The sequence below is a fragment of the Luteolibacter sp. SL250 genome, assembly GCF_026625605.1.
Classification (GTDB): domain Bacteria; phylum Verrucomicrobiota; class Verrucomicrobiia; order Verrucomicrobiales; family Akkermansiaceae; genus Luteolibacter.
Window position 1 is genome coordinate 1,950,771 of sequence record NZ_CP113054.1, and the last position, 13,356, is coordinate 1,964,126.

The 13,356-nt window shown below is 64.0% G+C and carries 12 protein-coding genes and 1 pseudogene; 9 read left to right on the forward strand and 4 right to left on the reverse strand.

Going from position 1 to position 13,356, the window contains the following annotated elements; genetic code table 11:
• Positions 1 to 4: 4 nt before the first annotated feature.
• Together OVA24_RS08690 and OVA24_RS08695 are read left to right on the forward strand one after the other, a co-directional pair.
• Positions 5 to 1,540: a sensor histidine kinase gene (locus tag OVA24_RS08690; protein WP_267674816.1), complete on the forward strand. Its 1,536-nt coding sequence runs from the start codon at positions 5 to 7 to the stop codon at positions 1,538 to 1,540.
• Positions 1,534 to 2,214, forward strand: coding sequence for a response regulator transcription factor (locus tag OVA24_RS08695; RefSeq protein WP_267674817.1), 681 nt, complete (start codon positions 1,534 to 1,536; stop codon positions 2,212 to 2,214). The genes OVA24_RS08690 and OVA24_RS08695 overlap by 7 nt, the downstream gene beginning before the upstream one ends.
• 21 nt (positions 2,215 to 2,235) lie before the next feature.
• On the opposite strand, the gene OVA24_RS08700 is transcribed toward OVA24_RS08695, so the two are convergent.
• From OVA24_RS08700 to OVA24_RS08715, 4 genes are all read right to left on the reverse strand, one after another.
• A complete protein-coding gene (locus OVA24_RS08700) occupies positions 2,236 to 2,616 on the reverse strand; it encodes a hypothetical protein (protein ID WP_267674818.1) in 381 nt (126 codons plus the stop codon).
• Between the two features lie 67 nt (positions 2,617 to 2,683).
• Positions 2,684 to 3,832, reverse strand: coding sequence for a DNA topoisomerase IB (locus OVA24_RS08705; protein ID WP_267674819.1), 1,149 nt, complete (start codon positions 3,830 to 3,832; stop codon positions 2,684 to 2,686).
• Positions 3,829 to 4,227 (reverse strand): hypothetical protein, encoded by a 399-nt coding sequence (locus OVA24_RS08710; protein WP_267674820.1) that lies wholly within the window; start codon positions 4,225 to 4,227, stop codon positions 3,829 to 3,831. Before OVA24_RS08710 ends, OVA24_RS08705 begins: the two co-directional genes overlap by 4 nt.
• Positions 4,224 to 5,108, reverse strand: a complete 885-nt coding sequence (locus OVA24_RS08715; protein WP_267674821.1) for a TIGR02587 family membrane protein — start codon at positions 5,106 to 5,108, stop codon at positions 4,224 to 4,226. The genes OVA24_RS08710 and OVA24_RS08715 overlap by 4 nt, the downstream gene beginning before the upstream one ends.
• A gap of 205 nt (positions 5,109 to 5,313) precedes the next feature.
• Between OVA24_RS08715 and OVA24_RS08720 the strand changes: the two genes are divergently transcribed.
• The 7 genes and pseudogenes from OVA24_RS08720 to OVA24_RS08750 all read left to right on the forward strand — a co-directional run bounded on the left by OVA24_RS08720 (position 5,314) and on the right by OVA24_RS08750 (position 13,352).
• Complete coding sequence (locus OVA24_RS08720; protein ID WP_267674822.1) at positions 5,314 to 5,637, forward strand: hypothetical protein; 324 nt, start codon at positions 5,314 to 5,316, stop codon at positions 5,635 to 5,637.
• Positions 5,638 to 5,719: 82 nt separating this feature from the next.
• Entirely contained in the window at positions 5,720 to 6,814 is a 1,095-nt protein-coding gene (locus tag OVA24_RS08725) for a homocysteine S-methyltransferase family protein (protein WP_267674823.1), read from the forward strand.
• Positions 6,815 to 6,873: 59 nt separating this feature from the next.
• Positions 6,874 to 7,275, forward strand: a complete 402-nt coding sequence (locus OVA24_RS08730) for a GxxExxY protein (RefSeq protein ID WP_267674824.1) — start codon at positions 6,874 to 6,876, stop codon at positions 7,273 to 7,275.
• A 56-nt stretch (positions 7,276 to 7,331) separates the two neighbouring features.
• Positions 7,332 to 10,088: pseudogene (metH, locus tag OVA24_RS08735) on the forward strand (methionine synthase); the annotation flags it as partial.
• Between the two features lie 264 nt (positions 10,089 to 10,352).
• Positions 10,353 to 11,285 (forward strand): thioredoxin fold domain-containing protein, encoded by a 933-nt coding sequence (locus tag OVA24_RS08740; protein WP_267674826.1) that lies wholly within the window; start codon positions 10,353 to 10,355, stop codon positions 11,283 to 11,285.
• Positions 11,286 to 11,384: 99 nt separating this feature from the next.
• Complete coding sequence (locus OVA24_RS08745) at positions 11,385 to 12,008, forward strand: TVP38/TMEM64 family protein (RefSeq protein WP_267674827.1); 624 nt, start codon at positions 11,385 to 11,387, stop codon at positions 12,006 to 12,008.
• 111 nt (positions 12,009 to 12,119) lie between these two features.
• Complete coding sequence (locus OVA24_RS08750; RefSeq protein ID WP_267674828.1) at positions 12,120 to 13,352, forward strand: competence/damage-inducible protein A; 1,233 nt, start codon at positions 12,120 to 12,122, stop codon at positions 13,350 to 13,352.
• Positions 13,353 to 13,356 lie beyond the last annotated feature (4 nt).

Here is a 13,356-nt window from a genome sequence, read left to right on the forward strand (position 1 = left end):
CCGCATGAAAGTCCCGCCCTCCCTCTCCTCGCCGGGTGCCATCCTCTGGCTCACGGGGCTGCTGGCCGCGCTGGTGTTGGCGGGCGGCGTGTTGCTCGCGCGCAGTACGGAGCGCGTCGCCTCTCCTCCGCCGGGGAACCGGGTGGACGCCACTTTCCACGCCGCCATCTCCCGCATCACGGAGATGCAGAAGCTCTGGCACGACGCGCTGGCGGAGGAGTCGATGGAGCTGCTGGACACCCGCACCCACGGGGACACTTCATGGGAATCCTCCACCGCCGGGGTCACCCGCGTCGTCATCCTGGGGGAACGTCTGAACCCCGTCCTGTTGGGGCCGCGCGGCCTCCATCCCATCCTGGAAAAGGACCGCAAGTCCGCCGCGAAGGATGCGAAGAACGCCCCCGCGCAGCCGGAACCGTGGATCATCGACATCCGCCAGCTCCTGGGCATCGGCTTCAGGGAGATCCCCGGCAGGCCGCCGCTCCACATCCGCGGCAGCGAACGCAAGGTCGTGGCCATGGTGCTGGACCCGGATGCCGCCGCCGCCGTGGTCATGAAGGATCTGGCGGACAACCCGGAGCTTTCCTTCGCCACGGAGCCGGGCCGGTTCCAGTGGCGCGCCTACGCCACCACGCGCCCACAGGAGACGGAGTCCGTGCGCCCGGATGAGATCCTGCGCCATGTCTCCCGCTTCGGCAACTTCGAGCTGCGGCGGTGGTTTCCTACCAGATCCATCGTACATTACCACGTCCCCACCGTCGCGGGTGCCTCCGCCGTGGCGGTGCTGCTGGTGGTCACCGGCATGCTCGCCGCGTCCGGCCAGCGCCGCGCCCTGCGGGTGGCGGAGGAGCGTGTCAGCTTCGTCAACCGCGTCTCCCATGAACTGCGCTCCCCGCTGACCAACCTCCTGCTCAACACGGACCTCGCCATCGACGAGCTGCCGCCATCCGGTGAAAAGGTCGGCCGCCGCCTGTCCCTCATCCGTGAGGAGACGGGCCGCCTTTCCCGCATCGTGGACAACGTGCTGGCTTTTGCCCGCCAGGAGCGCGGCGCATCCTCTGCGGAGGCCGCCCCGTGCCGCCCTGCGGAGCTGGTGGAAAGCATCCGCCGCAGCTTCACCCCGCTGCTGGAGCGCAAGGACATCCGCTGCATCTGGCACGTGGACCTGCCCGGCCCTCACCCCGTTGATGGCGACGCGTTTTCCCAGATCCTCTCCAACCTCCTTTCCAACGTGGAGAAATACGCCGGTCCCGGGGCCACCTGCCACATCACCGGGGAGGCGGCGGGCGGCACCCTCACCCTCACCGTGGCGGATGACGGACCGGGTGTGCCCGCTGTAGCGCGGGAAAAGATCTTCCGCCCCTTCGGGCGTGCACGGGAAGGCACCCGTGAAGGCGTCAGCGGCACCGGCCTGGGCCTGTCCATCAGCCGGGACCTCGCCGCCCGCATGGGCGGCACCCTGGAGCTGCTGCCCTCCGTGAAGGGAGCCGTTTTCCGTCTCGTCATCCCCACCACTGGAAAGGAGACTGGCGCATGCTGATCCTGGTGGCGGAGGACGATGAAGTGACGCGGGAGGCCATCCGCGACCTCCTCACGGCGGAGGGCCACCAGGTGCTGGAGGCCGCGGACGGCACCGCCGCCATCGACGCATGGCGCAACGGCAGGCCGGAGCTGGTCCTGCTGGACATCATGATGCCCGGTGCCAGCGGCTACGATGTCTGTCGTACCATCCGCCGGGAGGACTCCGGCGTGCCGCTCGCCTTTCTTTCCGCGAAGTCTGAGGAGGTTGACATCGTCCTCGGTCTGGAGCTGGGCGCGGACGACTTCATCCGCAAGCCCTTCGGCAAGCACGAGCTGCTCGCCCGCGTCCGCGCCCTCGTCCGGCGGAAAGAACCCGCCACTTCCGCGCAGGAGTCGTTTCCCATCGGCCCGTGGCGCATCCTCCCGCGCCACCAGAAGGCTGAGCGCGACGGCCACCCGTGCGTGGATCTCACCGCACGGGAAGTCTCCATCCTCCACCTCTTCTCCAGCCACCCCGGGCAGGTCATCACCCGGGATGAACTCCTCAACCGCTGCTGGGGCATGGAGTATTTCCCGGAGTCCCGCACGCTGGACCAGCACATCCTCAACCTGCGGAAAAAACTGGAGGAAGATCCGTCCGAACCCCGCTGGATCGCCACCGTCCGCGGCACAGGCTACAGGTATCCGGGGTAGCCGATTCAGGATGACCGATGTTCACCTCTCCAGCCACTCCCGGTATTGCCGCCAGTCCTCATCAATGACCGCCTTCGCATTTGCCGCATGCTCGCAGTGCTCGTCATCCGTCGGAGTGCCGCAGCATCCCACCTTGATCGTGAACCCCGGATACTCCGCTCCGGCGATGATCCCATGGTAGTCCAGCGTCGCGCGGTCGATCTCCGCACGCAGCCTCCCCACATCCCCTGCGGCCAGTTTCAGCGCCGCCAGCCGCACTCGGTCCTCCCCGCACTGCCAGCTTTCCCTGCCATATACTGACAGAATTTCATGGATCTCCGCGTGCCTTTCCGAAGGGAAATCCCTGTGCACCACCCGCTCCACATCCCCGCTCGTCACCTCCGGTATCGGTTGCGTCAGCATGGCTTTTTCTGGTTTTCGGGGAACAGGCAGGCACCCAGTCCGCCGTGGACGGGAAGCACCCTCCATCCTACATCCGGCCTCCGGAGACTTCCAATTTTTTTGTGATAGCCGTGAGGCTGGCCGCAGTGGCTTGAGATTTTCCCGTCCGGGTTCTCCGTTCCGTCCGCGACTCCAGGATCTTGTGAACCCGGCGCTCGTCACTCCGCAGTCCGGCGGTGCCGTCCGTCCGGCGGAGACGGGGAGGGAGTGCGTGCATGATCCTGAACAGATCGCCCGTCCGGTAGGCGGCCAGAAGGGCGGGGTGGATGTAGTATTTCCGGCAGGTGGCTGGAGTGTGGTGCAGGCGCAGCGCGGTGTCTTTGATGGACTGCCGGATGACCCGTTCCCGCGCGGTGCGGGTGTCAGGCGGTGGCTCCTTCGCCAGCTCGCGCGCGCACAGCACGGTCGCCTTCCAGGTGCGGAACTGCTTGGCGGTATAGTCTCCTCCGGTGATCTCCTTCAGCCAGCCGTTCACATCCGCGGTGCCGATGTCGTGGAGGCCGCCGTCCCGGTCCTCATAACGGAAAAGGTGCTGCCCGGGGAGTTCCTGCAGCTCGGACACGAGCCGCACCAGACGGGGATTGGCAATTTCCGCCAGGTGTTCCTGACCGGCCTTTCCACGGAACCGGAGCGTGAGCTGGCCGTCCGCCTCCCGTAGGTGCCGGTTGAGCAGGGTGGACAGTCCGAAGGTGCGGTTCTCCTTTTCATAGCGGGCGTTGCCGATGCGGTATCCGGTGCTGTCCAGCAACGCGACGATGCCGGCGATGACCCGGTCCCGCGTGAGTGTGGGTCGGGAAAGGGCCTTCGCCACCTGCTGGCGGATGCGCGGCAGTGCGGCGGCGAATGAGGAAAGCAGCCCGTACTTCCGGTCGGCTGACCCGGCGTGCCATTGGGGATGGTAACGGTATTGCTTCCGCCCGCGGGCGTCGATGCCCGTGGCCTGGAGGTGGCCGTTCTCCAACATGCAGATCCACACGTCCTCATAGGCGGGTGGCACCGCCAGTGACAGGATGCGGCGGCGCTCCGCACGGTCCGCCAGTACCTTTCCATCCGGTTGCAGGAAGCTGAAGCCGGTGCCGCGCCGGTGCCGCCGGTAGCCGGGCATGGTGTCCGTGGTGTAGACCAGGCGGACGATGCCGTCCTCACTCCGCACGGCGATGACGCGGGGCTTTTTCATGGCTCGACGTAGCCCGCCACCCGCGCGGTGACGGTGGTGGGCATCTCCGTGCCCGTGAACACGGCGCGGACCTCGCGGCTGCCACCGCGCGGGATGAAGTCGATGGTCAGCGTGCTTTCCTTTCCGCCGGAGGCGAAGTCCGCGCCCACCACCACGGTCACCTCCGCGGCGGTGGTGGACCCCGTGTTGGTGATGTGGACAGGGACCACCGTGGTGCCGGACGTCCGGATGGCATCGCCCGGATCCACCCGGAAGGCGGCCGGCCGGTCCTCCAGCGTGATGGCACTCCATCCTAGAAAGACGATCACTCCGGCGACAAGCAGGGAACTCAGGCCGAAGACCGCCCACTCCAGCGGGTTCTTCGTATTGCGGCTGTCCTTGGACTTCGTGTTCATGATGGATCGTCCTTTCCGGCGCTACCGCCGGTCTGCAGAAGAAAGCGCCCGGCGGAGGCACCCAGCGCGGCTGGTACGGAGAGCACCACCGTCATGGCAGTGACCAGCGGCGCGGGCTGCCCGTCCAGCTTCCCAAAGAACCACAGCGCGGAGATCGCCGCCACCAGGGCCACGGCATAGGTGGTGGTCACCCCGCGTGCCTTCAGGCAAACAGTGTCCGTCAGAGTGTGGGCCGCCGCACCACGGAAATCCGTGAAATGGAGGATGAGTGAGGAAAGTCCGAGCCCGCAGCCGACCATCAGCAGCAGCTTCCACGGGGCACTCTCCATGGCGATGACGCCGATCTCATCCGTCGGCGCGATGTTGGCCGCGAACAGCACCGCGCCGCACAGCGCGATGGACGTCTGCGGGAGATAGGCCTTCCGCCTTTCACCCTCTCGATCACCTGCCACTCCGTCATCACCATCGTCCGGCGCGCCGAGCTGGGCGGTGCCCACCGACACGCCGATGGCCACCGTCATCGCCTCCATGATGATCTTCCCGCCGATCTCGGTGGCGGTCATCTGCAGGTTCAGCCGATCCGTGATCCACAAAACGACCGCCGCCACCAGGATGCCGATGCCCATTTCCTCCACGGAGTCGATCACCACCTCGAGGAACGAGGCGTCCTTCCGCAGGCCAACGAAACGGTTGTACATCAGCAGCAGGCAGAAGGTCGCCAGCACGTACAGCAGGATGCGCAGCGGGTGGAGGATGAAGCCCGCCCACCACACCTCCATGGTGAAAAGCAGCGGCATGGAAAAGATCAGCCCACCCGCCAGACCGCGGCCATACTCCTGCAGAGACTGCGAAGGTGTCCTGGCATGGCTGAAGTCGATCATGGCACGGGATCATTTTCGCAAAGTATGTGCCAACCGCCTTCCCCTAGTCATTGTATGGAGTTGCGTAGCGTCTGAAGGACAGACGGTTGCAGGAAGATCGGGAGCGGAGGGCGAAATGCATCGCTTGAGAGCCTCGCCGGGAAAATTTCCGGGATTGCCGCCACCTGCTTGGGATCCCAGCATACAGGGTCAATCGCTCTCCCTCATGAACCGGATCATACCATTCCTCTGCATCAGCCTGCTGGCGGGTTGCTCCCGTGGCGGATGGTCTTTCACACCACCCGCCCAGACCGAGAATCTGGCGACGGGAATGAAGGGGAATGCCACGTTTTCCAATCGCTCGCCCTACATGGCGGTGGTCGATATAGGGGGCGACCGCAGATCGGTCGGCTCAGGCAGATCGGCCAGCTATGACGGCTTGGCGGGCTTGGTGCCCCTTGAGATCACGTTGATGGTGTCCGGCAGTGGGATGAAATGGAAGGAGATGCACTTTGATGCGGACAGCGGCTACTCGCTGGAGTTCAGATGACGAATAGGAAATCTTCGCATCATCATATCGTGATGCGAAGATTTGTTTCTTGAGTGGCGGGTTTTCCGGCATAGGCTGCGGCATGCCGCAAGCCGATCCCACCGATGACCTGAAGAAGTCCCTTTCCGAACGGATTCTCGTGCTGGACGGGGCGATGGGAACCACCATCCGCACCTACGGACTTCAGGAAAAAGACGCACGCGGGGAGCGGTTCGCCGATACCGATAAGGATCTGCTGAACAACGGCGACATCCTTTCCATCACCCGGCCGGACGTCATCGGGGACATCCACAAAAGGTTCTACGAGGCGGGTTCCCACATCTGCGAGACCAACACCTTCTCCGCCACCAGCATCGCCCAGAGTGAGTTCTTCGTCGAGGACCCGCGGGAACACGGCGGGCGGAAGGATCCGGAATTCTTCCAGAAAATCCTGGAGAACCCGTTCCTGAAAGACTTGGCGTGGGAGCTGAACTACGAATCCTCCCGGCTGTGCCGGAAATGGGCGGACAACATCGGCAGCGACACCGGCATCCGCCGCTATGTGGCCGGCGCCATCGGGCCGCTCACCGTTTCCCTCACCAACGGCCCGGACGCGAACGATCCCGCCTTCCGCGTGGTCACTTTCGACCAGGTGCTGGAAGACTACAAACATCAGGTGCGCGCGCTCATCGATGGCGGCTGCGACATCCTGATGGTGGAGACCATTTTCGACTCGCTCAACGCAAAGGCCGCCGTCGTCGCCATCCGCGAGGTGTATGACGAGATGAAGCGCCGCCTGCCGGTCATCGTCTCCGCCGCCGTCGGCCGCGGTGGTGAAACCATGATCTCCGCGCAGAAGGTGGAGGCGCTGTGGAATGCCTTCGCCCACATCGACCCGCTCGCCATCGGCCTGAACTGCTCCCTCGGCCCGGACCTGATGAAGCCGTTCCTGGAGGAACTCTCCGCCTGTGCCGCCACCCACGTCTCCTGCTACCCGAACGCCGGTCTGCCAAACCCTCTGGCCCCGACCGGCTTCGATCTCGAGCCGCCGCACATGCACGACTACATGGCCGAGTTCGCCCAGGCGGGCCTGCTCAACCTCGCCGGAGGATGCTGCGGCAACACCCCGGAGCACGTCGCCGCCATCGCACAGGCCGTCGCCAAATATGCTCCGAGGCAGGTTCCTGTGATTGGTTGAAACGAAACGCGGAGACGCAAAGGTCGCGGAGAGAAGCGCAGAGTTTTCAAGAGGAGCTGATGAAATCGAAGGAGGAACTAAATGAGTTGTCCGGGATCATCGTGGATGCCGCCATGGAGGTTCATCGTGAATTCGGCCCTGGATTGCTCGAACGTGTCTACGAAGCGGCCCTCTCCGCCGAACTGTTGATGCGCGGCATTTCATCCGAGAGGCAGGTCCCGTTGCCGGTGGTCTACAAGGGCAACGTTCTGGATGACGAAGGCTACCGGATCGACCTGCTGGTGGAGGACTGCATTGTCGTGGAACTGAAAACCGTTTCCGGTCTCCTTCCCATTCACGAAGCCCAACTTTCGACCTACCTAAGGTTGGCTCGCAAAAACCTCGGACTCCTGATCAACTTCCATACGGTTCTCCTGAAGGACGGGATCAAACGCCGCGTCCACCAGTTTCCATCCATCTGAACTCCGCGCCTCTCTCCGCGACCTCTTCATCTCCGCGTTTCGTTTTATCTTCCATGAAAACCATTCCCCACGCTCTCCGCCTTTCCGGTACGGACGCCTACAACCACACCGCGGACAAGCGTTTCCTGATGATCGGGGAGCGTACGAACGTCGCCGGCTCCCCGCAGTTCGCGAAGTTGGTCCGTGCGGGGGACCTGGAGGCGGCGGTGGAGGTCGCCCGCCAGCAGGTGGAGAACGGCGCGAACGTGATCGACATCTGCTTTGATGACGGCCTCATCGACGGCAAGGCGATGATGAGCCAGTTCCTGCGCCTGGTACAGGGGGAGCCGGATGTGGCGAAGGTGCCCATCATGGTGGATTCTTCGAAGTGGGAGATTTTGGAAGAGGGGCTGAAGTATCTGCAGGGCAAAGGGATCGTGAACTCCATTTCGCTGAAGGAAGGCGAGGAGATTTTCAAATCCCACGCCCGCCACATCATGAAATACGGCGCGGCGGTGGTGGTGATGGCCTTCGATGAAAAGGGTCAGGCCGCGACCTTTGAGGAGAAGATCCGCATCTGCGAGCGCGCCTACCGCATCCTGGTGGATGAGGTCGGATTCAATCAGGACGACATCATCTTCGACCCGAACATCCTCACCGTCGCGACGGGCATCGAGGAGCACAACAACTACGCGCTGGACTTCATCAATGCCACGCGGTGGATCAAGGAGAACCTCCCTGGTGCGAAGGTGTCAGGCGGTGTCTCGAACATTTCTTTCTCCTTTCGCGGCAACAACGTCGTGCGGGAGGCGATGCACTCCGCCTTCCTCTACCACGCGGGCAAGGCGGGCATGGACATGGGCATCGTCAACGCCGGCATGCTGGAGGTCTATGACGAGATCCCGAAGAACCTGCTGGAGGCGGTGGAAGACGTGCTGCTGAACCGCCGCGAAGATGCGACGGAACGCCTGCTGGACCTGGCGGAGAGCTTCAAAGGCAAGGGCGGCAAGAAGGTGGAGGAGGATCTTTCCTGGCGGAATGAGTCCGTGGAGAAGCGGCTGGAGTACGCGCTGCTGAAAGGCATCGACAAGTTCATCGACGAGGACACGGAGGAGGCCCGCGTGAAATACGTGCGCCCGCTCAAGGTCATCGAGGGACCGCTGATGGATGGCATGGGTGTGGTGGGCGACCTCTTCGGCGCGGGGAAAATGTTCCTGCCGCAGGTGGTGAAGTCCGCGCGCGTGATGAAAAAGTCCGTCGCCTGGCTGACGCCCTTCATGGAGGCGGACAAGGCCGCGAACCTTGCGGGCGACATCGAGGCGCTGCGGAAGGGAGATCCATCGCTCACCTACGAGGAAGCACTGGTGAAGGCGGAGCGCGGGCGTTCCGCCGGCCGTTTCCTCATCGCCACCGTGAAGGGGGACGTGCATGACATCGGCAAGAACATCGTCGGCGTGGTGCTGGCCTGCAACGGCTTCGAGGTCACGGACATGGGAGTGATGGTTTCCTGCGACAAGATCCTGGCGAAGGCGAAGGAGATCGGTGCGGACGTCATCGGCCTTTCCGGCCTCATCACGCCATCGCTGGATGAGATGGTCCACGTGGCGAAGGAGATGGAGAAGGGGGGCATGAAGCTGCCGCTGCTCATCGGCGGTGCGACCACCTCGTCCGCGCACACTTCCATCAAGATCGCGCCGCACTACTCCGGTGCTGTGGTGCACGTGCTGGACGCGTCCCGCTCCGTGCCGGTGACGACGGCCCTCCTTTCCGCGGACCAGCGTGATGCCTTCGTGGCCGAGAACCTGGCGAAGCAGGAGAAGCAACGTGCTGCCTTCCTGGGCGGACCGAAGAAAGCGACCATCAGTCTGGACGAAGCGCGTGCCGCCGGACCGAAACTGGATTGGGACGGCTACACGCCGCCCGTGCCGTCCTTCACCGGGGTGCGGGTGTTGGATGACCAGTCCTTCGCGGAGCTGGCGGAATACATCGACTGGACGCCGTTCTTCCACGCTTGGGAACTTCGCGGCGTATGGGACCGTGAGAAGAAGGTGCTGAAGACGCGCAACGAGGAAGGCGCTGCGGAAGCGGCCAAGCTCCACCTGGATGCGCTCGGCTGGATCGAGCGCATCATTGCGGAGAAGCGTTTCACCGCCCGCGGCATGTATGGATTTTTCCCCGCCAATTCGGATGGGGACGACGTCATCGTCTGGACGGACGAAACGCGCACTGCGGAAAAGGCCCGTTTCCACACCCTGCGCCAGCAGCTCAAGAAAGACTCCGGCAAGCCGAACGCCGCGCTCGCGGACTGGGTGGCTCCCTGCAAGGGGAATGACCACATCGGGGGCTTCGTCGTCGGGATCCATGGAGCGGATGAATTCGCGTCCGAGCTGGAGAAGGCGCACGATCCATATGGTTCGATCATGGTGAAGGCCATCGCCGATCGTTTCGCGGAGGCCTTCGCGGAGCTGCTGCACCACCGTGCGCGGATCGAGTGGGGCTACGAAACGGAGATGGAACTGACGAAGGATCAGCTCATCCATGAGAACTACCAGGGCATCCGTCCCGCGCCGGGCTATCCAGCTCAGCCGGACCACACGGAGAAGCCCATCCTTTTCGACCTGCTGGGAGCGACTGCCGCGACCGGCGTCGAACTCACGGAAAGCTGCGCCATGCACCCCGGTGCCGCAGTCTGTGGTCTCTACTTCTCCCACCCGGAGAGCCACTACTTCGCCATCTCGGAGATCCAGAAAGACCAGATCGAGGACTACGCCGCGCGCAAGGGCATGACCGTGGAGGAAGTGGAGAAATGGCTCGGGCCGTGGCTTGGATACTAAAAGAGCGTCGAACATCGAACGTCCAACATTGAACGCTGAAGTGGTTCCGGGGGCGGAGTCTTCCGGTGTGTTCGGGCGTTTTTTAATCTGCGCCTGGAAAAAACGCCATCTACCCCTGGATGTTCCTTCATCCTCCCCGCGCCACCCACCCATTCTTCCCTTCAAATTTCAATGTTGGACGTTCGATGTTCGATGTTCAGCGCCGCGAAACAATCCACTAGACGCCCGTCAGAACCCAACGCACGTTCATCCAACATGAAACTCATGATCCATACCCGGGCGGCCTTGCTGTCCCTTCTCTGCACGGGCATTTCGTTCGCCGCGGGCGAAGGCTGGTCCACCGACTACGAAGCGGCGAAGAAGGAGGCCGCCGGATCGAAGAAATCCCTGCTCATCGACTTCACCGGATCCGACTGGTGCGGCTGGTGCATCAAGCTCAACGACGAGGTCTTCAAACACGACACCTTCAAAAATGGCGTGAAGGACAAGTTCGTCCTGCTGGAACTCGACTATCCCCAGGACAAATCCGGCCAGTCCGAGGCGCTGCAGAAGCAGAACGAGGAGCTGGCGAAGAAATACGTTGTCGAGGGTTTTCCGACCATCCTGCTCGCCGATGAGGAAGGCCGTCCGTTCGCCGCGACGGGCTACGAGCCCGGCGGACCGGGGGAGTATGTGAAGCACCTGGATACCCTGCTGGAGAAGCGCAAGGCGCGTGATGAAGGCTTCTCTTCCGCGGAGAAGCTCGAGGGCGCGGCCAAGGCGAAGGCGCTGGTGGGCGTGCTGGAGGGCATGGAACTCAGCGACTCCATGGTTTCCACCTTCTACGTTTCCACCATCGACGCGATCAAACAGGCGGACCCGGAGGATTCCACCGGCTTCGTGAAGAAGCAGGCGGCGAAGGAGCGCCTCACCAAGTTCGAAGGGGATCTCAACGCCCTGGCGGAGAAACAGGACTTCGACGGTGCCCTGGCCTTGATCGACAAAACCCTCAAGGAAGGCGGCATGGAGCCGGAGGACACCCAGCGTGTGAGCCACATGCGTAGCCTGGTCTATGCCGAGCAAGGGAAATTCGACGAAGCGATCAAGGCCGTGGACGAAGCGATGAAAATCGCCCCGGAAAGCGAAGCTGCCGTGCAGATGGACGGACTGAGAAAGCAGCTTGAGGCGATGAAGGCCCACGGCAAGCCGGCTGAATAAGCACCGCCCTCCCCACGGCTCAACGGACGCCGGAAGGAGATTCCTTCCGGCGTTTTTTTGTGGATTGAGCGGCGTGCGGTTCCCGCCCACGTTCCGTGCATGCGTCTGTTGTTGGTGTTCCTGGGCTTGGCCGTGCTGGTGCTGGCCACGTGGCTGGTGTGGGGTGGCTCATGGGATGAGCGGCTTACTTTCCAAGGAGCCGCGGCATGGATCGGCGCGGGCGGGAGCTGGGCGTGGGCGGCGGGCATCGGCCTGTTGGCGGCGGATCTGGTGCTACCCATCCCGGCCACCGTGGTCATGGCGGCGCTGGGTTACGTTTATGGTCCATGGCTGGGCGCGTTGTTCGCGTTCGCCGGCACCATGCTCGCCGCCATCACCGGCTACGGATTGGGCAGGGTGATGGGGGAAGGCTTCGTCCGCCGCTGGCTGGGGGAGCGGGATCGCGAACTGGGCCGGAAATTTTTCACCGATGGCGGTGGGTGGATGGTCGCTCTCTCGCGGGCCATCCCCATCCTGCCGGAGACGGTGTCCTGCATGGCGGGGATCTCCCGCATGCCCTTCGGGCGCTTCCTGTTGGCCGCCGCGTGCGGGAACCTGCCGATGGCGGCGGTCTTCGCGGGCATCGGGGCCAGTGGGAAAGACGCTCCCGGTTGGGCCGTGGCGGCCAGCATCCTGGTGCCGGGCGTGCTGTGGTTCATTGCGCGGAGGAAACTGAAGGGATGAGGGGACCGCTGGGAGCGCCGGTCTTCAGACCGGCATCTTCGAGTGGTCGAACGGCAGGGAAGGCACCACCCGGCACTTGCGGTGGGGCACATCCCGGGACAGGCTCACGCCGTGAGAATCGAGATTCTGAACACCGGAACGGAGCTGCTGCTGGGCAACACGCTGAACACGCATGGCGCCTGGTTCGGGCGGGAACTTTTCAAGCTGGGTCTCAGGATCACCCGCCAGATGACGGTGCCCGACGGTGAGGCGATCCGTGACGCGCTGGCGGAAGCCGTGGGCCGTGCGGACGCTGTCATCGTCACCGGCGGGCTGGGGCCGACGAGCGATGACCTGACACGGGAGATCACCGCTGAGGTGCTGGGCGCGGATCTCATCACGGACGAGGCGGCGGTGCGCTCCCTGGAGGCATTTTTCGCCATGCGCGGAAAGGCGATGGCGGAGTCTAACCTGAAGCAGGCGCTGGTCATCGTCGGCGCGGATGTGCTGCCGAACCCGAACGGCACCGCGCCCGGCATCTATGTGCCGCCCCGCCTCAACGAGCGCGGGAACTGCGCCATCTTCCTGCTGCCCGGGCCTCCCCGGGAACTTTACCCCATGTTCCACAACGAGGTGGTGCCACGCCTCCGCGCCCTTTCCGGCATCGAGGCGTTCAACGACGTGCTGGAGATGAAGTTCACCGGCATCGGTGAGAGTGACTTCCACCAGGGCATCGACGCGCGGCTCGCCGCCGTGCCGGGGCTGGAGTATGGCTACTGCGCCCATGTGGGTGAGGTGGACCTGCGCCTGATCGGAAATGCGGACGCGCTGCAGGCGGGGCGGGGGATCGCGCTGGGTGCCTTTGAAAGCAATCTCATCAGTGAGGACGGCAGCTCGCTGGAACGCACGGTGGTGCGCCTGCTCACGGGAAAGATGTGGAAGCTGGCCACGGCGGAGAGCTGCACCGGCGGCCTGATCGCCAACCGGATCACGAACGTGCCGGGGTCCAGCGTCGTTTTCACCCACGGCTTCGTCACCTATGCGAACGAGGCGAAGACCGGGCTGCTGGGGGTGTCTCCGGAGAGCATCACGGAATACGGCGCGGTGAGCGAGCCGGTGGCACGTCAGATGGCGGAGGGCGCGTTGCGCGTCAGCGGGGCGGATGTCGCCCTGTCCATCACCGGCATCGCCGGACCTGGCGGCGGCTCGGATGAAAAGCCCGTGGGAACCGCGTGGATCGGCCTCGCAATTAAGGGCCGGGAGACGCTGGCGGTGAAAGTCTATCACCCGCGGAAGCGGAAGGACTTCAAGCAGGCGGCCAGCCAGTCCGCGCTGGATCTCCTGCGGCGGACGGTACGGGGGTAGTGGT